The organism is Sphingobacterium puteale (genome assembly GCF_050986225.1).
Lineage (GTDB): Bacteria > Bacteroidota > Bacteroidia > Sphingobacteriales > Sphingobacteriaceae > Sphingobacterium > Sphingobacterium puteale.
Genome location: NZ_CP158959.1, coordinates 5801998 through 5824794 on the forward strand (window position 1 = coordinate 5801998; position 22797 = coordinate 5824794).

General features: G+C 39.0%; 24 protein-coding genes. 6 read left to right on the plus strand and 18 right to left on the minus strand.

The features are described 5' to 3' along the window. Positions 1-20: 20 nt before the first annotated feature. From ABTV71_RS24325 to ABTV71_RS24350, 6 genes are all read right to left on the minus strand, one after another. On the minus strand, positions 21-827 hold the full coding sequence (locus ABTV71_RS24325) for a DUF4476 domain-containing protein (protein WP_433901384.1): 807 nt from the start codon (positions 825-827) through the stop codon (positions 21-23). A gap of 56 nt (positions 828-883) precedes the next feature. Continuing rightward, on the minus strand, positions 884-1444 hold the full coding sequence (locus ABTV71_RS24330; protein ID WP_121127155.1) for a CopD family protein: 561 nt from the start codon (positions 1442-1444) through the stop codon (positions 884-886). Between the two features lie 290 nt (positions 1445-1734). Then, positions 1735-2772 (minus strand): uroporphyrinogen decarboxylase, encoded by a 1038-nt coding sequence (gene hemE, locus ABTV71_RS24335; RefSeq protein WP_121127154.1) that lies wholly within the window; start codon positions 2770-2772, stop codon positions 1735-1737. After that, the gene (locus tag ABTV71_RS24340; RefSeq protein WP_245971480.1) at positions 2772-3290 is read right to left on the minus strand and encodes a hypothetical protein; all 519 of its coding nucleotides are present in this window, start codon (positions 3288-3290) and stop codon (positions 2772-2774) included. Before ABTV71_RS24340 ends, hemE begins: the two co-directional genes overlap by 1 nt. A gap of 10 nt (positions 3291-3300) precedes the next feature. Next, positions 3301-4008: a response regulator transcription factor gene (locus ABTV71_RS24345; protein WP_070563139.1), complete on the minus strand. Its 708-nt coding sequence runs from the start codon at positions 4006-4008 to the stop codon at positions 3301-3303. Next, positions 3998-4873, minus strand: coding sequence for a sensor histidine kinase (locus ABTV71_RS24350; RefSeq protein ID WP_121127153.1), 876 nt, complete (start codon positions 4871-4873; stop codon positions 3998-4000). Before ABTV71_RS24350 ends, ABTV71_RS24345 begins: the two co-directional genes overlap by 11 nt. Positions 4874-4991: 118 nt before the next feature. On the opposite strand from ABTV71_RS24350, the gene ABTV71_RS24355 reads away from it, so the two are divergent. Further along, positions 4992-5696 carry a YjjG family noncanonical pyrimidine nucleotidase gene (locus tag ABTV71_RS24355; RefSeq protein WP_433901385.1) on the plus strand — a complete coding sequence of 235 codons (705 nt, stop codon included), beginning with the start codon at positions 4992-4994 and terminating at the stop codon, positions 5694-5696. A 106-nt stretch (positions 5697-5802) separates the two neighbouring features. Here ABTV71_RS24355 and ABTV71_RS24360 read toward each other — a convergent pair whose 3' ends face one another. The 3 genes from ABTV71_RS24360 to ABTV71_RS24370 form a co-directional block, all read right to left on the minus strand. Beyond that, a complete protein-coding gene (locus ABTV71_RS24360; RefSeq protein ID WP_121127257.1) occupies positions 5803-6612 on the minus strand; it encodes a 3-keto-disaccharide hydrolase in 810 nt (269 codons plus the stop codon). Between the two features lie 66 nt (positions 6613-6678). Next, a complete protein-coding gene (locus tag ABTV71_RS24365; protein WP_433901386.1) occupies positions 6679-9123 on the minus strand; it encodes a TonB-dependent receptor domain-containing protein in 2445 nt (814 codons plus the stop codon). A 104-nt stretch (positions 9124-9227) separates the two neighbouring features. Then, complete coding sequence (locus ABTV71_RS24370; protein WP_172396517.1) at positions 9228-9509, minus strand: ATP-dependent Clp protease adaptor ClpS; 282 nt, start codon at positions 9507-9509, stop codon at positions 9228-9230. Positions 9510-9587: 78 nt separating this feature from the next. Between ABTV71_RS24370 and ABTV71_RS24375 the strand changes: the two genes are divergently transcribed. Next, positions 9588-10634, plus strand: a complete 1047-nt coding sequence (locus tag ABTV71_RS24375; RefSeq protein ID WP_121127260.1) for a 3-oxoacyl-ACP synthase III family protein — start codon at positions 9588-9590, stop codon at positions 10632-10634. 70 nt (positions 10635-10704) lie between these two features. On the opposite strand, the gene atpG is transcribed toward ABTV71_RS24375, so the two are convergent. From atpG to ABTV71_RS24420, 9 genes are all read right to left on the minus strand, one after another. Then, on the minus strand, positions 10705-11607 hold the full coding sequence (atpG, locus tag ABTV71_RS24380) for an ATP synthase F1 subunit gamma (RefSeq protein ID WP_433901387.1): 903 nt from the start codon (positions 11605-11607) through the stop codon (positions 10705-10707). Between the two features lie 78 nt (positions 11608-11685). Beyond that, a complete protein-coding gene (gene atpA, locus ABTV71_RS24385; RefSeq protein WP_121127262.1) occupies positions 11686-13260 on the minus strand; it encodes a F0F1 ATP synthase subunit alpha in 1575 nt (524 codons plus the stop codon). Between the two features lie 55 nt (positions 13261-13315). Continuing rightward, the gene (locus ABTV71_RS24390) at positions 13316-13858 is read right to left on the minus strand and encodes a F0F1 ATP synthase subunit delta (protein ID WP_433901388.1); all 543 of its coding nucleotides are present in this window, start codon (positions 13856-13858) and stop codon (positions 13316-13318) included. A gap of 29 nt (positions 13859-13887) precedes the next feature. Beyond that, positions 13888-14388, minus strand: coding sequence for a F0F1 ATP synthase subunit B (locus tag ABTV71_RS24395; protein WP_104385733.1), 501 nt, complete (start codon positions 14386-14388; stop codon positions 13888-13890). A gap of 111 nt (positions 14389-14499) precedes the next feature. Continuing rightward, the gene (atpE, locus tag ABTV71_RS24400) at positions 14500-14688 is read right to left on the minus strand and encodes an ATP synthase F0 subunit C (protein ID WP_028070619.1); all 189 of its coding nucleotides are present in this window, start codon (positions 14686-14688) and stop codon (positions 14500-14502) included. Positions 14689-14724: 36 nt separating this feature from the next. After that, on the minus strand, positions 14725-15813 hold the full coding sequence (gene atpB, locus ABTV71_RS24405; RefSeq protein ID WP_433901389.1) for a F0F1 ATP synthase subunit A: 1089 nt from the start codon (positions 15811-15813) through the stop codon (positions 14725-14727). A 94-nt stretch (positions 15814-15907) separates the two neighbouring features. Then, positions 15908-16306 carry a hypothetical protein gene (locus ABTV71_RS24410; RefSeq protein ID WP_433901390.1) on the minus strand — a complete coding sequence of 133 codons (399 nt, stop codon included), beginning with the start codon at positions 16304-16306 and terminating at the stop codon, positions 15908-15910. Next, entirely contained in the window at positions 16299-16526 is a 228-nt protein-coding gene (locus ABTV71_RS24415) for an AtpZ/AtpI family protein (protein ID WP_233789610.1), read from the minus strand. The genes ABTV71_RS24410 and ABTV71_RS24415 overlap by 8 nt, the downstream gene beginning before the upstream one ends. 49 nt (positions 16527-16575) lie before the next feature. Continuing rightward, complete coding sequence (locus tag ABTV71_RS24420; RefSeq protein WP_433901391.1) at positions 16576-18801, minus strand: helix-turn-helix domain-containing protein; 2226 nt, start codon at positions 18799-18801, stop codon at positions 16576-16578. 199 nt (positions 18802-19000) lie between these two features. Between ABTV71_RS24420 and ABTV71_RS24425 the strand changes: the two genes are divergently transcribed. The 4 genes from ABTV71_RS24425 to ABTV71_RS24440 all read left to right on the plus strand — a co-directional run bounded on the left by ABTV71_RS24425 (position 19001) and on the right by ABTV71_RS24440 (position 22673). Continuing rightward, the gene (locus ABTV71_RS24425) at positions 19001-19498 is read left to right on the plus strand and encodes a cupin domain-containing protein (protein WP_121127268.1); all 498 of its coding nucleotides are present in this window, start codon (positions 19001-19003) and stop codon (positions 19496-19498) included. Positions 19499-19796: 298 nt separating this feature from the next. Then, positions 19797-20531 (plus strand): hypothetical protein, encoded by a 735-nt coding sequence (locus ABTV71_RS24430; RefSeq protein WP_433901392.1) that lies wholly within the window; start codon positions 19797-19799, stop codon positions 20529-20531. 10 nt (positions 20532-20541) lie between these two features. Further along, positions 20542-21651, plus strand: a complete 1110-nt coding sequence (locus tag ABTV71_RS24435) for a hypothetical protein (RefSeq protein WP_121127270.1) — start codon at positions 20542-20544, stop codon at positions 21649-21651. 32 nt (positions 21652-21683) lie between these two features. Then, entirely contained in the window at positions 21684-22673 is a 990-nt protein-coding gene (locus tag ABTV71_RS24440) for a hypothetical protein (RefSeq protein ID WP_433901393.1), read from the plus strand. Positions 22674-22797: the final 124 nt, after the last annotated feature.

Sequence of the window (22797 nt, forward strand, 5' to 3'; positions counted from 1 at the left end):
AATCCAAACCAACAGGCAAACTAACGCTGAGTTTTAATAAATGCTGTCAATTTTTCCCGAGTTGAACTAAATGACAGCGCATCACCTACCTTATCATAGTTCTCTTTATCCACACAGCTTGGATAAGCGTATTTAGCAAAAGCCAATTTGTTGTCGTCTCTTATAAATAGTTCCATGAGGTCTATGATTTCGGAACTGCGCAATCTCCTATTTTCCAATTCCTGCGCAGCGATCTGCAAGCGGTCATGATCATTTTCTTTTTGATTGAGCAGATCATTCAACTGGTTCGCATCGTTTTTTTGCAGATAATCATTATCGTCAATCGGATCTCTCTGATTTTGTCGATTATTATTTATATCATGCTCAGACTCGTCATATCGCTCGTCTTGTTGTTGATCCCGATAATATCTATCCTCGTTGTAATCATCATCACCGTAGTTATCCCCATTACGGTAATTATCACTATATCGACCTACAGGATTCATGGACTCCAGTACAATCCCTCGATTCCCCCCACGGCTGCTTACGGAAAATACGACATCAAGATATTGGCCATTTCGATTAACAAGCTGCACCGCAGTTCCGTTTAGAGTTCTACGCTGTCTATTTGCAAATACTATTCGGAGATTGTACCTTGGATTTTGTAAGTTCGGCACACGAATATCGTTGGAGGGTCTATTATTGTACAAAACATTATTAATATAAAGAAAGAAAGGAACATCGATAGAATAGACATTTAATGTTCCTCCATAAGGTCTATAACGTTGGGCAAATACCCCAGTTGCAATAGCAAGCAACATGATCACAGTCAAAAGTCTTTTGTACATATTCCTTTTCAATTTATAATCGTTCGACTAACGAGAATAGAAAAGGATTAAGAAAACTAAGAATTTAACGTTTTATTCGAATTACTTTTATTTCTGAACTTTTTGTAGAGCTTCACAGCCATCATTAAGGAAATCGACAATATTAAAAGTCCGAGGACACCAAATATCCAATTGAGAGCAGACTTTAATACAACTGTAAATACGATTGCAAATAATAAGACGGTCGCCAGCTCATTCCAAAGACGCAATTTGGTCGAGGACCAAGTCGATGATTCGCCTTTTAACTGAAACATAATATGTTGGCAAGCGAAATGATAAAGAATCAACCCTAATACAAAAGTGAGCTTAACATGCATCCAGCCCATGGTCAATAATCCCGGATTAATATACAGCATAACGAGGGCGGCCACAATGGTGAGGTACATTGCTGGTGTCGTGATGATCCACCACAATTTACTCTCCATCAGTATAAACTGTTTATGCAAAACCCCATACTCTTCCGCAGATTTGGATTTAGCTTCAGTATGGTAAATGAATAAGCGAACAATATAAAATAATCCAGCCATCCAACAAACTACAAAGATAATATGAACTGCTTTTGCGTATAAATAGACCATGGGTACAAAAGTAAGAAAAGTTAGGGGCAATCAATAAAGCTAAGCTTTGATTAGAAAAATCTTACATGGAGTATACAAAAGATTGGAACTTGTTTGAGCCTTTTATTTCGGCTTATTTACTATATTCCGTAAAAGCTGGGTTCAAATACTTCATAGAGGTAAATCAACTAAATTTTAGTTGTTCACAGCAAATCATCATCACATAAAAAAGACCTGCCAGTTACAGCAAGTCTTCATTTTATTCGGATATATCGCTAAAATCTTTTCTTTGGATAATCGCAATTGAAAATTTAATAGCGAAATTCTTTCACCACCTCGATTGCATATTTTACATTATCAAAAGGGATATCAGGCATAATACCATGTCCCAAATTGAATATAAAACCATTCTCTCCGCGCATACGTTCGAATAATTCTATAATTTTCTTTCTGATAACAGGTTTTTCAGCATATAGTACAAACGGATCTAAATTCCCTTGAACAGCTATTCCCTGTGGCAAGGATTGCTTCATATTTTTAAGATCTGCATTCCAATCGATTGAAACCACATCTGGCTGCGCCTCCACCATCATTGGAGCAAAGACAGATGATCCCTTACAGAAAGAGATTACCGGAATATCTTTGCGGTTCAACTTGGAGATAATCTGTTTGTTGTAATAATGTGAAAAATCACGATAATCATTCCAGGATAAAGCCAATGCCCAGCTATCAAACAATTGGATTGCATTTACACCTGCCTCGATCTGCATGTTAAGATAGGCGACAGTGACATCAGCAATCTTTTGAAGGATCATATGTGCTAATTCAGGTTGATTGTTTAACATCAACTTCGTCAACTTGAAATCCTTTGACGAACCACCTTCGACCAAATAGCTTAAAATGGTAAAAGGCGCTCCCGCAAAACCGATCAATGGGATACGATTATCAAGGCGTTGCTGAATTACTTTTATGGCATCAGCTACATATTGCAGTTTATCCAAACAGTCAATTGATAATGCTTCTGCCCCCTTGACAGAACGAATTGGATTAGAAAAACGAGGACCTACACCTTGTTCAAATGACAGATCTCCACCCATTGCTTCTGCTGTAACCAAAATATCCGAAAACAAGATTGCTGCATCTATTCCCAACAAATCCACAGGCAACATCGTTACATCCGCTGCAATCTCTGGTGTTTTGCACATTTCAAGAAAAGAATACTTGTTTTTGATATCCCAGTATTCTTTCATAAAGCGCCCAGCTTGACGCATCATCCACACCGGAGGTCTCTCCGTTTGCTGCGAGAATGCAGCTCTAATCAATAAGTCGTTTTGTAAAGTACTAATCACTATAAATGTTTTGAAATTTCGTTTTCTATTTTTGTAATAATACTGACCTGTCTTGCGGTTAAATGCAATTTGTTGGCCACATCTGTATATGCCTTTGCTCTTTCATAATCTGTCTTTCGCAGTGCAATATTGGCCAGATTGATCATTACCATGCCTTTTTCATTATCTTTTTTCCAAGGTAGACGGGAAGCGAGCTGAAAATGATATTCAGCCTCATCGATACGTTCTTCTTTTAAGGCAATATTTCCCATCATAAATTCATAGAAATTACGGCGCCCCTTACGAAGGGTATCTGGATTTTTTATTTCGGATAACAAGTTTTTTGTTCTCTCATAGTCTTGTCTATGAAAAGCTTGCGTTGCCAAAAAAACTGAGCCCTCCCGGAAATGGCTCCAAATTAGATAACCAATTCCACCAGCCAGCAAGACAGCTGTCTGATAATGTCCTTGATATAAACCATAACCCAAAAGTAATGCAGCAATAAAAATAACGGCTATTCTAGCCTTAATTGTCATCATCTTTTATTTGCTATGCGTTATTGTCGGTAAACTTATAACCAACTCCTCGGATAGAATGGAAATAGATCGGGTGTTTTTGATCAGGTTCAAAATATTTCCGGAATGTCAAAATGAAATTGTCAATGGTACGCGTTGAAGGATAGACGTCATAATTCCATACAGTCTCTAAAATCTGCTCACGGGAAACCGCTTCATTACGACGTTCGATCAACAGCTTCAATAGCATGGTTTCTTTTTTCGTCAGAGAGGTAATCGTTCCATCTGCGTGATGCAATTCATAAGAATTAAAATAGATGGTTTTATCACCGATTTGATAAGAATTCAATTCTTTTAGATCATCCGGTTTCATTCCACGACGGACCAAATTTCCAACACGAAGAATCAACTCTTCCAGATTAAAAGGTTTTACCAGATAATCATCAGCCCCTTTTTTGAGCCCTGTGATACGGTCTTCGCTACTGTTCTTGGCAGTCAAAAACATGATCGGAACCTCGGTATTCTGTAGTCGAATTGTTTCAGCAACTTGGAATCCGTCAATTTCAGGAATCATAACGTCCAGAACTACGAGATTGAAACGTTCTTCCTTAAAAACTTTCAATGCTTTTTTTCCGTCAGTCGCCGTAGTGACACGGTAACCCTCCATTTCGAGGTTCAACTTGATAGCTTCTAACAAGTGTTCTTCGTCTTCGACAAGTAATATTCTTTGTTTACTTTGCATTTCTTTCAAATGTTACTTCAAAAATACTCCCTTTAGGAGTGTTATCTTTAACTTTAATGGTCGCGTCGTGCTTCTGCAACACGGTTTTCACGATATATAACCCCAAACCAGTACCTTTGGTTTTCCGTGTTGCTTCACTTCCCACGCGATAAAACTTATTAAAGATAAGTTTTTTCTCTTCATCACTGATACCAATACCGTGGTCAGCAACAGAAAAAATTATTTTATTGTTCTCTGTGTATAATTTTACATCCACCATAGCGCAAGCCGGTGAATATTTAATAGCGTTCTCTATGAGGTTTGTCACGACATTACTTATCGCAAATTTGTCACCATGGATAATAATATCCGATTCCAGATAAGGTTTCAATACCTGCGAACTGCATGAATTTTTTTGAAGCCGGTCGACAATTTGCTCCACCAAAGATGTAAAATTAAAGTCCTCTTTGGGCATGCTGTAATTGCGGCTGTCCAGCTTTGTTGTCATCAATACATTCTCAACCAGATCGTCCAACCGTTCAATATCTTTTAATGAATTTCTTAAAAAAGTCTGTTGCTGTTCCTTATCCAGATCCCGTCGTAAAATAGTCTGAATATAAAGCTTCACTGATGCTAAAGGAGATTTCAACTCATGTGTGATGGCTAAAAGGAAATTCTGCTGTTGTTGCAGCAATTTCTGCTCGCGCTCTACAAGACGCTTTAGCCGCCATGCACCCCATAAAAAAATGATCAAAAAGAAAATACCCTCGCCTATAATCATATTCTTTTTGCTTGGGTCAAACCGGATGAACATCACCCCCCACCAGATCAACTGCATGATCGCATAAAACAAAAGAAAATAAAAGAGTAAAAGCGCTTTCTTCATGTAACAAAAATAGCTATTCACCAAGGCATTCGGAAATATCCCGAAGATTATGACACAAAGAAGAAAATTAGCCGATTCACAATAAGATAAAATCTCCCCGGAGGTAGTATATTTGCATATGTTTAATCGTGAGAAAAAGGATATTTTCTTTGATCTAGATCATACCATCTGGGATTTTGACAAGAATGCCGAAGAAAGTCTCCACGAATTATATTTTAAATACAAGTTTGACAGCTTGTTTGACAAGGAATCCCCCACCCGTTTCATCGAAACTTATACGGTCAACAATCATCGACTCTGGGGATTATACCATCATGGAAAAATTTCAAAACCCGAATTAAGAAAGGCAAGGTTCGCCGATACCTTTACAGCATTAGGCGTAGATCCTGAATTATTTCCAGAAGAATTTGAATTGGAATACTTGGCTATTTGTCCCCAAAAGACGAATTTATTTCCCCACGCCCATGAAACCTTAGCTTACTTGGACGAGAAATACAACCTACATTTAATCTCCAATGGTTTTAAAGAAGCTTGTGAGACCAAAATGAAAAAAAGCAATTTGAATAAATATTTCAAAAATATCTTTATTTCTGAGGTCGTGGGTGTAAACAAACCAGATCCGAGAATATTTCAATTTGCGCTGAAGACGACTTGCGCAGAGGCACCACAGTCACTGATGGTCGGTGATAACCTGGATGCGGATATACGCGGGGCAATGAATGTTGGCATGGACGCAATCTTCTTTAACCCTAACAGAGTGGAAAAACCCGAAGATGTCCCGCATATGATCGTCGATCTGAAAGAATTACAATCTATATTATAAAAAAAGCAGCTTTAAAGCTGCTTTTTTTATAATATCTGTTTTTATTGAGCAGAAATCCCCCTCCTGCTGACTATCATGGTTGTTATGACTTACAAGAGGGACGGTTTTATTTTAAAACTTTAACAGTTATATTTTTAAACCAAACGTCATTTCCATGATCTTGAAGACCGATCAATCCTGATTTACTTTCGCCGCCCACATGACTCAATAACTCAAAAGCCAATGGCCATTTTTCTTGGCTAAATTTACTTTTTTGTAGTAGATCAATCCATGATTTATCCCACAGGGTGTATTCGACGACTTTCACACCATTTTGGAAATGTTCCACTTTTCCATTGTTTACACGGATCTTCACTTTATTCCATTCGCCATAAGGTTTGCCATTTTGTGGTTTCGCAGGAATCATATCATATAAAGACGTAGACTTGCGATTTCCGTCAACCCCCATTTTAGCATCCGGATGGTTTTCGTTGTCAAGTACCTGGCATTCCGGTGATGAAATATAGATTGGCTGCCCTTCGACTTCTTTTGCCAGGAAAAAAATTCCCGAATTTGCTCCTTTGGCAACCTTCCACTCCATTTCCAATTCGAAATTTTTGAAATCATGTGCGAAAATCAGATCTCCGCCTTCATCTTTACCAACATTTGCCTGGCTATCAAACTTAATTGCGCCTTCATTAATAACCCATCTTTTAGGCACGACAGTTTTATCATATCCTCTCCAACCTTCCATCGAAGTACCATCGAAAATAACATATGCTCCGGCTTTATTCTTTTTGAATTTCTTGATATCCACACGAGGCAAATCCAGAATTTTGTAAGCAGGCACGTCTTTTTTTGCTTGTGCTACGGCAGTATGTAGATGTGCTGAAAATGCCATCACCGATACCGCAAGAACTGTTTTTAATAACTTCATTCTTCTAGTTTTAGGTTTGTTTCAAAATTAAAATTACGTATTTGGGCTTAAAAAGAGGAATATTTTTTAATATTCCTCACCGCCACTGTTTATTTCATTCGTTTGTGCTTCTTTCTTCTTAGACCTATTTAAATCCTGACTACCAAAACGATAAGACAGTGACAAGGTTACCATCCGCTTCATCCAACGGTGTTCAAAATTTGATATAAGTTGCGATGTCTCTGTCACACCATTCATTTTCCGCGAATTAAATACATCTCTGACATTTAACATAACTGATGCTTTTTTCTTGAATACATCCTTTTTCAACGCCACATCCACCCCTTTCATTGCATTCATCTGCCCTTGAGCCATCACGCGTGAAGAATTATACTCACCTCTCATTTGAGCCGAGAAAGTAGGTGTGAAGCGATAGTTCGCAGTTAAATTTGCATTATAAGCGAAATCCTTTCTTTCTTTTATATCGTAGTCCGGATTTGCATTATATTTAATATGGATCAAATTAAGATTAAATGTAAAATCAAAATCCTTCGTCGCGTTGACTTTTGAAATAAATTCAAAGCCCGAAAGATTACGGCTGGTCATATTCTCCCATCGACTATACGTTCTGCCATCTTCAATTTTGTAAACAAAAGGCTGGATAACCTCGCTCGCGTGATTAAAATAGGCCGAAGATATTAAATTGAACTTCCCAAAAGTTTTGGCGAAGCTCATTTCAAAACTATGTACATCTTCTGGTTTCAGATTTGGGTTTCCCTGACGGTAATTCAAATCATCGGATACATTTAAAAACGGATTGACCTGCCAACCCCGGGCACGTTGTACCCGCCGCGAGTAACTAAACTGAACTTTGTCACCATTATCATCTACATCATATGTCAAGAACAATGTCGGATATAATCTAAAAAAGTTTTGTTTTGCATTGGATTCTTTTTCCACGGCATCGGGATCCTTGGAGATATAAGTAGATTTGAGTTCAAATTGCTCTCCCCGTAATCCAAGCTGATAGCCGACTTTGTCCGTCAGCTTATTTTGATAGTTTGCATAAATTGCATGGACAGCACTGGTAAAATCAAAATCATTACTGATCCTATAATCTCGTCCATAAATCTCATTTACGACCAAAGTATCGGATAATTGCGTATCAAAAGATTTTCTAATCTGGGAACGGTATCCGGCCTCAAATTTGCTTACTTCGGAAAATGGCAACACATAATCCAGCTGGAGATTGATATTCTTGCCGTCTTCAGAGGTTACATTCTTGCGGGAAGTATTTTTACGTCCGTCAGTATATTCTTGAAAGAAATCGTTTGTGCCATCTTCCTTGTCTCTTCCGTAACTCGCATTCCCGGTCAATTCCTCCCCTTGTCGCTTAAACTGATGTCTAAAATCGGCGTTGAATTCATAGCCAAGATCGTCTTCGAATTGGGTCGAATTACGATCGCTCGTTCCGGTTTCAACTGTCCCTTTATAAAACCGATAATCTAAATCCTCTATCCGCTTATTATCCCGAATGCTCAAATTACCTGAAAAGCTCAATGAGGTACGATCAGACATATTGTAGTCAAATCCAGCCTTTACTGTATGGCTATTTCCCTTCCTGGACGATTCAGACTCGCTATAATTACGTGTTGTATCGCTCAAAAAGATATTGTCGGTCTTTCCACTCCCAACCATGTTGCGTTTATTGAAGTTATAAGATCCGAAGTAATTGAATTTCCGATCCCGATAATTCAATGTTAGACCGGCCATATAATTGTCATAGGAACCAGCGGATGTATTTACCGATCCATTGAGCCCTGTCCGAATATTCTTCTTTAGGACAATATTGATTATCCCGGTTTGTCCTTCCGCATCATATTTAGAGGAAGGATTGGTGATGACTTCAACTTTTTCAATGGAATTGGCCGGAAGACTCTGAAGCAGAGATGTGACATCGTTTCCTGCCAGTGCTGACTCACGGCCATCTATTAAGATCTTAACACTGCTGGATCCCCGCAGACTCACTGAGCCATCTTGATCTACCTGAAGCGTAGGTACATTGGCCAACACATCTGTTGCTGTCCCCCCCGCGCTCACCAAACTCTCTCCAACGTTAAAAGTTTTACGGTCAATGCCAATCTGCATCGCAGGAACTCTCCCCTCAACGACAACTTCGTCCAATAGCTCCCCAGTGGAGGTGAGGCCGATCCGCCCAAGGTCTTTAGTTTTTGAAGCGGTCACATCAACTCCTACAATAGTAGAGGTTTCATAGCCCACGTAACTGATACGAACATTATATTTGCCTGGTGTGATATCCGAGAATAAAAGAAATCCTTGATCTACAGACTGCGCTCCTTTAACGTAGTTGTTGCCTGTATCTAAAAGGGCCGCACTCGCTGATGAAATAGGTTTGGAAGTCTTGCTATCGATCAGGATAGCTTTGATTTGACCGGTTTGTGCAAAAGCAATAACCGGTAGAAAGAATAAAAATAATAATAAAAATTTAAACGATTTAGCGTTAAATAACATGAGAGCTTCAGCTTAGTTTATAGTTATAATGCAAATAAAACTAAAACTTACAGACAAAATTGAAGCGTAACCATATTATTACGGTAACAAAAAGGATAGTAAATTTATTCTACTGACACTGTAAGACCTTCTGCTTTCAAAATTTTGCGGTAGATTTCCATCTCGGTGAAAGTGCCCTCCAAAACGGCGCACTTACCTTCAGTATGTACTTTCCATGCAATTTTCTCAGCTTGTTTTTCGGTATATTGGAGGTGATACATCAGACAATGGATCACATGTTCGAACGTATTCGTTTCGTCATTCCACAAAATCAAGCGATTAGAGTCCTTAACAGACGCTAATATCTCTTCTAACGTAAAGGTTTCTTCAGCAGTTTGGGTACCCATGCTGCAAAAATAGAATATTTTTTTCTAAATTAACGACAATATAAAAGGGAAGAATACAATCTATTAGAGGAATTTATTATGTTTCAGTCGAAAATCGCAGGAATTGGTTATTACGTTCCGAAAAACGTATATACCAACAATGACTTAACACGTTTTATGGATACCAGTGACGAATGGATTCAAGAAAGAACGGGTATTAAAGAACGCCGCTATGCCGACCGTATCGGAGAAACAACCACCACAATGGGTGTTGAAGCTGCAAAAATAGCAATTGAACGCGCCAATATTACTAGAGAAGATGTCGACTTTATTATCTTTGCGACCTTATCTCCTGACTATTATTTCCCCGGCTGTGCAGTATTACTGCAACGGGAAATGGGAATGAATGAAGTGGGCGCGTTAGATATTAGGAACCAATGTTCGGGTTTTATCTATGCCCTGTCTATCGCAGATCAATTTGTCAAAACAGGTATGTATAAAAATGTCCTTGTAGTAGGTTCGGAGAAGCATTCTTTTGCACTCGATTTTTCCACCAGAGGACGTGCTGTCTCCGTTATTTTCGGTGATGGTGCCGGAGCAGTAGTTGTACAGCCTACCACCGAAGCCGGCAAAGGCATTTTGAGCACACATTTACATTCGGACGGCGCTGAGGCAGAAAAGCTCGCAATGTATTACCCAGGGGCATCAAGCGGCATATGGTTAGATAAAATGCCCGACTGGCCAGAACAGGAACTGGGGGGATTATTGATGACCAAAGAAATGCTCGAAGATGGAACTGCATTCCCTAATATGGACGGACAGGCTGTGTTCAAAAAGGCCGTTGTAAAGTTTCCCGAAGTTATTCATGAGGCTTTGACAAAGAACAACCTGAAAACTTCTGACATCGACTTATTGATTCCCCATCAGGCCAATCTTCGTATTTCACAGTTTGTGCAGAAAACACTGGGATTAAATGAGGATCAGGTGTTCAACAATATCCAAAAATACGGCAATACTACAGCAGCGTCCATACCTATCGCATTAGCTGAGGCATGGGAAGCTGGGAAAATCAAAGAGGGCGATTTGATTTGTTTAGCCGCCTTTGGTGCAGGCTTTACTTGGGGATCCGCCTTAATCAGGTGGTAAAAAAAAATACTAAACACAAAAAAAGCGTTAACCTTTCGATTAACGCTTTTTTTATATTTTCGAATAAGAATTATCCGTTTGACAAAGCTGCTGCTCCAGAAACGATTTCCGTTAACTCTGTAGTAATTGCCGCCTGACGTGCCTGGTTGTAAGATAACTTAAGTGATTTCAATAAGTCACCCGCATTTTCAGTCGCTTTATCCATGGCTGTCATACGTGCTCCATGCTCAGAAGCATTGGAATCCAAAACAGCTTTGTATAATTGAATCTTGATGGCTTTAGGAATTAATTCCTCGATAATCTTCTCTTTGGAAGGCTCGATGATATAATCCACTTCAGCTTCTATTTTTGCTTTATGCGTATGTTGTATGTTTTCCTCTGCAGGTGGTAATAAAGGCAAAATCTGCTCCGCTGTCAATTCTTGAACTGCAGCGTTTTTGAATTGGTTATAAACCACTTCTACACGATCAAAATTACCTTCCTTAAATTGTTCCATGATAAATTCTGTCACTAGGGAAACAGAGCCAAAATTTAAATCAGAAAACAAGTCTGAATGGTTTGCTATTACATTGAAACTACGTTTCGAATAGAAATCATAACCTTTTTTACCAATACCAATGATACTCAAATTACCTTTTGCATGCTGCTCGGCATATTTGTTAAAGATCAAGTTATTGGTTGCTTTGATTACATTCGCATTGAATGCTCCAGCCAAACCTCTATTAGAAGAAACAACAACGATCAACACCTTATTTGGCTCACGATCTACTGTAAAAGGAGAATTACTTCCCTCCACACTTGCAGAAACATCAGCCAAAATATCTCTTAGTTTATTCGCATATGGGCGCAATTGTAAGATAGCGTTAGTAGCGCGCTTCAATTTAGCAGCCGAAACCATTTTCATGGCTTTCGTGATCTGCTGTGTTGATGATACCGAGGTAATCCGGTTTCTTACTTCTTTTAAATTTGCCATATTTGTTTTAAGTATTAAGTACCTAGTATTGAGTATTGAGCCCAGTCAACTGACTCAATACCAAATACTCATTACTAATTAATATTTTGATGCTAAATCCTTAGCTACTGTTTCTAATACTGCAGTCAACTCATCTGAGAATTTACCAGCTTTGAAAGCTGACAAAACTTCTGGATGGCGTTGTTCCAATTGTGTTAAGAACTCTTCTTCAAATTCTCTTACTTTATTTACTGGAACGTTACGCAATAAACCTTTGGTTCCAATGTAAATGATCGCAACTTGCTTTTCTACAGAAACTGGAGAGTATTGACCTTGTTTCAAGATCTCAACGTTACGAACACCTTTATCCAATACCGCTTTGGTAGCAGCATCCAAATCAGAACCGAATTTTGCGAAAGCTTCCAATTCACGGTACTGCGCTTGATCTAACTTTAATGTACCAGATACTTTCTTCATTGGCTTGATCTGAGCGTTACCACCCACACGAGATACCGAAATACCTACGTTGATCGCCGGACGAATACCAGCATTGAATAAGTTAGACTCCAAGAAAATCTGACCATCTGTAATCGAGATTACGTTGGTAGGGATATAGGCCGACACGTCACCTGCTTGTGTTTCGATAATCGGAAGAGCTGTCAATGAACCACCACCTTTAACCAAATGTTTGATAGATTCAGGAAGGTCATTCATATTACGGGCGATATCATCCGAAGAGTTGATTTTCGCTGCACGCTCTAACAAGCGGCTATGTAAGTAGAATACGTCACCTGGGTATGCTTCACGGCCTGGAGGACGACGTAACAACAACGAAACCTCACGATAAGCCACAGCTTGTTTAGACAAATCATCATAAACGATCAATGCTGGACGACCTGTATCACGGAAGAACTCACCGATCGCAGCACCCGCCATTGGCGCGTAGAATTGAAGTGGAGCAGGATCAGCAGCGGAAGCAGCTACAACAACTGTATAAGCCATTGCACCTCTTTCCTCCAATGTACGAACGATATTCGCTACAGTAGAATTCTTTTGACCTACAGCAACGTAGATACAAAATACAGGTTGACCTGCATCGTAGAATTCCTTCTGGTTTAAGATTGTATCAATACAAACCGCAGTTTTACCTGTTTGACGGTCACCGATAACCAACTCACGTTGACCACGACCTACTGGAATCATCGCATCAATTGCTTTAATACCTGTCTGTAATGGCTCAGTTACTGGCTGACGGTAGATAACACCTGGAGCTTTACGCTCAATAGGCATTTCGTATAATTCACCTTGGATAGGTCCTTTACCATCAATTGGTTGACCCAATGTATTTACTACACGTCCCAACAAACCTTCTCCAACTTTGATGGATGCAATACGGTTGGTACGTTTAATCGTATCTCCTTCTTTAATTTCGTCAGAAGGGCCTAAAAGTACAACACCAACGTTGTCTTCCTCTAAGTTTAATACAATACCTTGTAATCCGTTATCAAATTCAACCAACTCACCGGACTGAACTTTAGTTAAGCCGTAAATACGAGCAATACCGTCACCTACTGCAAGTACGGTACCCACTTCCTCTAGTTCGGCTTCTGATTTAAAGCCCGCCAATTGCTCTCTTAGAATTGCCGAAACTTCATCTGGTCTTACCTCTATCATTTTAATTATTATAAGGGGTTTTTTGATTTATTTTACTTTAAATACCAGAATAACCTTAGTTACCCTGATTCAAATATCTTTCTAATTTGTTCAACTTACCAGCAATACTTGCATCAATCTGGCGATCACCAATATTGACGACAAATCCGCCGATCAATTTGTTATCGACTTTATTGACCAATATCACTTGAGCGTTGGTTTCTTTTGCAAGTACATCTTTCATTGCGGCTAAATTAGCCTCAGAAAGCGGTGCTGCAGAGGTAACTGTAGCTTTCACAATACCTTTTACCTCGTTATACTCACGAACAAATTCCTGAGCAGTAGCATATACGATCGTCCCACGACCTTTGTTGATCATGATCTTAAAGAAAGCCAAGATATTTGGATTGATCTTATCTTTAAATAAAGCATCTAATATATTCTTCTTCTTGTCCAAAGGAACAATAGGATTGGCCAAAACAGCCTGCAATTCTGAACTGGACTTTAAAACAGCAATGAAAGAATCCATATCTGTTTTGATGGTCTCCAGTGAGCCTTGCTCCTTAGCCAAGTCAATTAATGACTTTGCATATCTCGATGCTACTTTAAATACTGACATAATTCTATTTCGTAATTTGAGTGACCGGATTAGTTCAATTTAACGTCTTTAAGCAAATCTGCTACAAGCGCTTCTTGCTTACCTTGGTCCTCAAATTCCTTGTTTAACACTTTACGGGCGATATCCAAAGACAAAGAAGAAACTTGTGATTTGACTTCAGCCAATGCTTTATTCTTTTGTTCGTCAATCTCCTCTTTCGCTTGAGCAATCATTTTAGCACCTTCATACTGCGCCTGTGTTCTTGCCTCAGCAACGATTTTTTCTTTTAGCTCTTTTGCTTCTTTAAGGATAACATCACGTTCTGCACGAGCCTCTTTAAGCAATTGTTCGTTTTCATTTGTCAAACGAGCCATTTCTAATTTAGCTTTCTCAGCAGCTTCCAATGCATTTGCAATTCCTTGCTCACGTTCATCTAAAGCGTTGACGATAGGTTTCCAGGCAAACTTGCCCAATAAAAAGATCACAACCAACAAGATGATTAGTTGCCAAAAGAACAAACCGTACGAGAACTGATTAATTAATGCTTCCATTTATATACAATTGTAAATTATAATTTTCTTTTGTTTTGTATTTTTTTGTTTAAATACAATCTGCAACCAACCGTTGCAGATTGTATTTAGTAAACTTTTAATCAGCTTGGATTATTTACCTAAGATTAAAGCACCGAATGCTAAACCTTCAACTAAGGCACCAATGATGATCATCGCAGTTTGAATTTTAGATGCTGCTTCTGGTTGACGAGCGATAGCTTCCATTGCTGAACCACCGATTTTACCTAAACCTAAACCTGCACCGATTACGATTAAACCTGCTCCAATTAAGTTGTACATAATAATTATTTTATAAAATTTAACAAAAAAATTCGATTAATGATGAGCGTGTTCCTCAACTGCCATTCCAATAAACAAGGATGACAACATGGTAAAGATAAAGGCTTGCAAAAACGCAACCAGTAGCTCCAAGAAAAACAACACTAAGGTTAACAACATGGATACCCCGATACTGCCACCGACAGTCAATTGTTGTTGAAATAAATAAACGATTGCGATCAAACCCATCACAACAGAGTGACCAGCAGTGATATTCGCAAACAAACGCAACATCAAGGAGAAGGGTTTTGTAAACATACCCAGTACCTCGATTGGTGCTAAAATAAATTTAAAAGGAACTGGAACACCCGGCATCCAAAAAATATGTTTCCAATAATCTTTATTTGCTTTAAAGTTGGTAATAACGAAGGTAAACAACGCCAAACATAAAGTAACTGTAATATTGCCCGTCACGTTAAAACCTAGTGGAGTCATACCCAACAAGTTTAAAACAAAGATCAAGAAAAACACAGATAACAAATAAGGCATAAATTCTTTATAACGATGACCGATATTAGGAACAGCCATTTCGTCACGCACATATAAAACCAAAGGTTCTAAAACACGACCAACACCTTTAGGAAGATTATTTACGCCTTTTTTATAGGTTTTAGCTAAACAGATAAAACCCCAGAACAATAAGAATGCTGCTAATAGTAATCCCACTACATTCTTTGTAATCGAAAAATCTAAAGGTTTTGCATTCGTAGGATGGTGTGCTTCATCAAAATTTAAAGTACCAGCAGCATCTGTTTTATAGATCTTACCGTGGTAAAGTGTGTAGTATTGACCGTTTTTCTCCACTACAGACTCGCCATGATGAAACTCGCCAGAAGAAAAAACAACCAATCCATTATCAATAAGAATTACTGGCAATGGAAAACCGTAATGTTTTCCTGCTTTTTGATCGGAGAACAAAGAAAAATAATGATCATCTTGTAAGTGATGTTGACTATACGCTTTGATTTCCTCAGCTTGGGTTTTAGGCGCATCCCCATGCGCTTCTTCAGCTGCTTTTAAGGTAAAAGGATTGACAGCAAGAAAAATTACTGCAAATAATAAAAGTGCTCTCTTAAGATTCACCATTTCAGATTACTATTGAATAATAAAAAATTTTGCGCAAAAATACAATTTTATTTGGCATAAATCACCATTTGTTCAAACTTTTTCCAAAAATAGTTTAAACCTTTTTATCTGCCTGATTTAAAGCGCTAAAAGCGACATATACATCGACAAACAAAGCGATAAAAAATACAACCAAAAAGTTATATTCTATAAAGTTGTTTTCAATGGTCTTTAAACCGTTTTTAATATAAATATACCCTGCAACAGCCTTCAGTAGCACCAGCCCCAAAAATATGACACCTAATTTCTCAGGCATGGACCAGTTTGCAAAAAAGACCAACATCGCAACCAGCAACGAAGAACAGCATCCAAATGCATACATTCCAACGAGACTGTAATTGGTCTTTGACCAGTACTGCCCCACATTCATACCGGATATCACTAAATAATGTGCAGCAAAACTTGCTACAAAGACAATCAGCAGCACAAGGACGCTTTTCAAATAACTATTCATTCTTATTAATTTGATTTGCTTGCCTGATGAACTGATACAGAGATACAACCACTCCTAACAGTGTCAATCCCTTCATTCCCCATTCACCCGCAATCGCATATTTATTGTCTAACCAACTTCCGACCCAGTAAAATAAATATATTGTCACACCCATCTGAATCGGCATGGAAGTAAAAACAATCCATTTGTTAATCTTTTTATTGGTTTTCTCCTCTTTCAATTAGTTTATAATAAAAGGTTGACAAATATACATCATAAATCCTTACCCACTACAATCCTAAAACTTTTTGTCCAATTTTAATATCCGGATAGTCTATATCCGCCCCTAATAGCATCTTGAGCTCCGAAGAAGATTTATCAGGATTTGCACGAATAACGTCCAAGATACGATCCAGTTTCTCTTGATCAATTAATTCTGTTGCTTCAACCTCCGTCCCCACAAAATTAATCAAATGTCCGTAAATCGTACCGGCTACCATCCCGCGCTTACCTGCTATATCAGCGATACTCATCCCTTCTTTAAACATTTCCAATGAAATATCTTTCGTATCTAATTTCTTGGCGCCTTCCTCATCAGCACTTTGAGCTGCCAGCACCTCCTTTTCTTTCGTTTTAACCTGAGCGGCTACATCAAGCATGGCGGTTTGGAAATCCTCTCTTTTAGACAGCGTTTCAGCAATAATTAAACAATGTTGTAACTGTTCGCGTTTCCTTTTGTAATCCAGCAATATGGCCTTTAGCTCATCAATATATTTCTTTGTCCGCTTACGAATCTGGTATTCTTCAATGTGTTTTGTCAACGCTTCAATAAGGTCCTTATCCATTCGGGGCAAAAACCAATTTACAGCGGCAGTGGAACGTTCACAGATCAGATCATAGTCAATCGCTTCTTTATCCCGAAGAAGATCATAAAGGACAACAATAAATTTATGTGCTACCTTCTCCTGTGTCTGGAGCTGTTTAACCACCTCCTGAAAGAACTGAATGGCCGTTTCCTTCCCATCGATATTGCGTTCTTCCATTGATTTAAGCAGCTCTGAAGTCTCCGCTAAGAGTCCATCCCACCGAAAACCATTCATTAGAATCTGCCCCAGGTAATTTCGTTGGCACTGTTCCAATATTTCATTGATATTGGATTGGGAATGTGCCCGTTGCGCAAATTCAACCACTTGGTAATCCGTGCGGATGGCATAAGATGGAATAATAGATTTAAGCACCAGTCCATCCAGACTTGTCAGACGGCTTAATGCAACGTAAACCTGTCCTGCAGCAAAGGAAGTACCCGCATCTATAATTGCCTTCTGGAAGGTCAATCCCTGACTTTTATGAATCGTGATTGCCCAAGCTAATCGCAGCGGAAATTGAGAAAATGTCCCTAGAATTTCTTCTTTGATCTGATCCTGTCCTTTATCATAATTGTAACGGATATTTTCCCAGGTTTCCCTTTTTACCGTCACCTCTTCAGAACCATCTGGAAAAGTAACCGATACAGTACCATGTGCTGTATCTATATCCTTTACCGTACCAATTTTACCATTGTAATACTTTCGCTCCTCACCAGAATCATTTCGGATAAACATCACCTGTGCACCTATTTTTAATGATAGTGTTTCCTCGGCAGGATAAGATCCTTGTGCGAAGTCATCTTTCACCACGGCTTTTAAGTTGAGCATTTTCCCGGATAATGACGCCAACTTTGCGCTATTAATCTCGTCGGCATTCCGATTATGAGATGTCAATGTGATATATTGTTCCTCCTCCTTTGGCACGAAATCTTGCTGATAGTACCCATTTAAGGTAGCCAGCATCTCACTGGTGCATTGATTATTCCGTATCGCATTTAAAATCGAAATAAAGCTCTCGTCCTGCTGACGATAGATTTTATTGAGTTCTAACATGACCAAAGGGCTATCCCGTAAGATTTTTGCATTGAAGAAAAACACCGAAGAATAATGATCACGTAGGACATTCCATTCCGCATCTTTGACCACGGGTGGTAATTGATATAAATCTCCGATAAACAACACCTGCAAACCACCGAAAGGACGCATATCGCGACGAACCGACTGTAATATCACATTGATCGCATCTAATGTATCTGCCCTTACCATTGAGACCTCATCAATAACCAACAGCTCCAGTTCCTGCAAAATCGCCCGTCGTTGTTTTGTTAGTTTTATTGTGCTGAACAAACGGGATTTATTATAGATATGACTGTCCTGCTCATCCCAGCGCAACTCATAATCCTCCACAAAAGTTCCGAAAGGAAGCCAAAATAACGAGTGTAAAGTCGTCCCTCCCGCATTCATGGCAGCGACACCTGTCGGTGCGGTAATAGCCATTTTCTTGTAGCTATGCTCACGAATATATTTCAAGAAAGTCGTTTTACCTGTACCTGCCTTTCCTGTAATAAATACATTCTGATTGGTTTGGTTAACAAATGCAACAGCCTGCATAAATGCTGTGTTTTCCCGATCGACTTGAAAATTTGACATATCCTGAAATTAGATTGATCACAAAACTAAGGATTTCATTTTGAAAACATATCCTACCCCTGGATTGTATATTTTATAAAAAAACGCGTTTTACTGATGATTTTATCAAAGCTAAAACGGTTAACTAAAAACATTAATGATTTTTTTCTATATTTAGCTGCTGAATTAAAGATGAATAAATTTTTAGAAATTTAATAACATGGCTATAGATAAAATCGCATTATTTGAGAAAGTGCAGGAAATGTTGACATCCAAAGGGTTCAACATTGAGAAATCGGATGCAGCACGCCCTTGGGGTGGCTTTTTTGTTATCGACGAGTCACAGGCACAAGAGTTTGCCAATGAGTATTTTGGAGGATTGGATGTTCAGGAATTACGAATTTCGGGAAAATTAAGTCCAAAAATTCTGATCGTTGCGCCAGACAAGAGACTTTCTTGGCAATATCACTACCGTCGTGCCGAAATCTGGCGTGTCATTCAAGGCAACGTAGGTGTCATGGTTTCGGATACAGATGAAGAGTCTGTTGTCTCTACCTTGAAAGAAGGCGAAACGATCAGATTACGTCAGGGACAACGTCACCGTTTGATCGGTTTGGATGGCTTCGGTATTTTGGCTGAAATCTGGCAACATACGGATGCCAACAACCCTTCTGATGAAGACGATATTGTTCGCGTTCAAGACGATTTCGGAAGATAAGAAGCTTCCTCAGTTACTTTTTACAAAGATTTCCAATCCAAGATTGGGAATCTTTGCTTCCCCGCTTTATTTTATCCTTTAGGTAATCCATCCCCCCGTCGCAGCATAGCCGGATCCTGTTTCACACAACTTATTGATCTGATGATCCCCATTTGATAGCTGTACTGGAATTACCTGTAACGGCCTATTCATCCTTTTTGAGCATTAATTAACCTGATGATGATTTCATCCAATAAATTTAGCTACCACAATCCTATTTTTTACTATTTTAGTATACGTAATAATAAAATGTCAAATTATGAGCAACGATGAAAACAAGAAAAGTTCGGGGATATTAAGCAGTCTTAAAAAATTAATTTTCGAAGATGATCAGACAGGTTCCACTCCCCCATCGCCGCCTCCGGTTCCACCTGCTCCGACAAAAGAAAAATTAAGTACCCCCACATATACGTCGGCACAGCCCCCTGTGTCAACCGGAAAAACTCCGCCGCCTATCCCCATAACAGCCAACGATGGATCTACCGATCTCAAAGAAATGAAACTGAAAGTATACGCCATCCTCGAAAAACTCAATGAACAAGGAGTTGATTTTTTTGAAGTCTGGAATGCTGCTGCTGCAATGGGAAAAGTAGAGGAAAATACCTTAAAAGCCGCATATACCTCCCTGAAGTTTGTCGATGGTTCGTTATCGAAGGAAAAACTTGTGGCAACTGGCACAAATTATGCTAATAAGCTTAAAGAAACCATTGCTAAAGAGTCGGAACAAAAAGAAGCTGAAAAGAAAAGGACGGAACAAGACCGAACGATGGAGATTACAAATTTGAACAGTGAAATCAAAGCATTAACGGAAAACATCGCCAAACTGCAGGATGATCTACAGAAAAAGCAAATCGCACTGGGACAAATTAATGAAAAGTACGGACCAAAAATTAAAGAAATCGAACAAAAAATAGCCATAGGCAACGCGGCTGTCGGTGAGGTCATTACCGAAATCAACAGTGCACTACATATGATTAATCAATCAATTACATAACTTTAAATCAATGGAAAAAAAAGACCAATACATTAATATTCCTGCTGAAATAAAGACGCAGCTCCCGATATTTCAAGTTTTAGGAGACCATTTGCCTGCTCAATTAAAATCCCCGGAAGCAAAAAAGACAGTCTCCGCAATTTTCTTTTGGGCACTGATACTGGGGGGGGCATTTGCTTTTTTCAAATACCTTCCCATTATGCTCGAGTACGCAGGAAAGAGTATTTTATTTGTGATCTTCAGCATTATTCTGATCACCTTATTACTTTTAGCACCTAAGATTATTGCCCTACTACATCGTTTGGGTACTGTATTACTTTTCAAAGGCGAAAAATCCATTATCAGAAACAATCCGATAGAGACCTTACAACTGTTATCCCGTGATGCGAAAGACACCCTAAAACGTGTGAAGGAAAAGATCAGTAATGTGGACGGTGTGCGCATCGATATGATTCAAAGTGGTGAAACGGCACAAAAAACTGCCGAAGAAAAGTACACCTATGCAAAAAGGTTTACAGCAGAAGCTGCTAATCTTGACGAAAAATCAAAGGAGGAAGCGAGCAGAAATAATGCGGAAAAAGCTAATGCATACGCAAGAGATGCCAAGGAAACACGTACCAAAGCTTTTCTGCTGGGTAAGGAAGGGGAATCAGAAGAACAAAATGCACGTAGTTATGTACAATATGCCAATCAGTTTGCGAAAGTATTGGAAGTCCTCAAAGACAATGAAAGCGCGGCCCGTATTTATGTAAGTACGCTGGATAGCAGCATCTCCATCATTTCGAAGAAACTAGAAGCGACGCAAAAAATGAAAAATGCGACGGATGGGCTTGCCGATGTGTTTAATATCAAAGATGGCTGGGCTTTTCAGGAAGCGATGAACGCAGCTACAGGTGCTATCAGCCAAAATATTGCATCCATTCGTTCCAACCTAGACTTCTTGGATCAAAACAACAACATCACCGTAGGCGGAGCTCCTTCGCAGGGCGAACTTGAAGAATTTATCCGCAAGGTCGACGAGCGTAACTTAAAAGTGCTCAACGTCACTCAGATGTCCGATGCGAGCTACGAACTCAAACCAGAGGAGAAAGTCGACAAAGGCTTTACATTACTCGATTAATTAATCAAAACAATATCATATTATTCAAAATTATGGAAGAGAAATCGACATGGGCTAGGTTAAGATGGCCTATCAAAGCAATTATTATCGCATTACCTATCCTTGCTATTGGCTATTGGGCGATGCAGTCTGGCAAGTTTGACACTAAACTCGCCGTTAAACCGGACTCAACCAATATCAACGCTACCGGACCTGCAGCTTCAGGACCGGAAAACACGCGCTCATTCAACTATCAGCCTGAAAAGCCCGTTGACGGCGAGTATAAGGGTGTTGTAGAAGTAGGTGCTTCGGGATTCAATTCCTTTGTCGTCAATATGGATAAAGAAAACCGTTGGGAGATTATCTCCAAAGATTTTGGAAAATCCTTTGCCTATGAGGGATTAGCCACCACAGAAGATATCCGTAAAGGTCTAAAGGATTATATTGGTATGATGCTTGATAAAGGCGTAAAATCCAAAAATATCCACTTTGTGATCAGTTCCGGCGCCCAGAAAGAACCTAAAACAACTGTCATCAGTTCGGAACTTAGAAAAATGGGCTTCGTTGTGAATTTAGTGACAGCCGAACAAGAGGGAAAACTAGCACTTAAATCCGTGCTTCCTAAAGCCTATGAAGAAAATTCTTTTGTTGTGGACATCGGTTCGGGCAACACTAAGATTTCGTGGATTGATGGTGATACCAAATCTGAGGAAGCACCTGGTGCAAAATATTATGAAAAAGATTTAAAGGATGAGGCTGTTTATGCAGGAGTAAAAAAATTAGGTGAGAAAATACCGGCTTCAAAAAGAGAAGTCTGCTTTATCATCGGTGGCGTTCCTTTTGAGTTAGCATCTCAGACACGTCAGGGAGAGGAGCGTTTTACTGTATTGAATGATCCCACTTCTTATAAAGCCGATAAAATAAAAACCAAAAGCGGTGTCAACATTTACAAAGCGCTTAAAGATGCGACCAACTGCGACACCTTTGTATTCGATTGGGACGCAAACTTTACGATCGGCTTCTTGCTTTCTTTAAATAAATAAATAACTATATTTTACGACAATAAAAAAGAGCTGTGCTTTTTGAAGCACAGCTCTTTTTTATTGAAAATATTTGTTTCAATTGATCAGAAAAAAACTTCAGTTTACTTTTCATAGCTGTCGATGT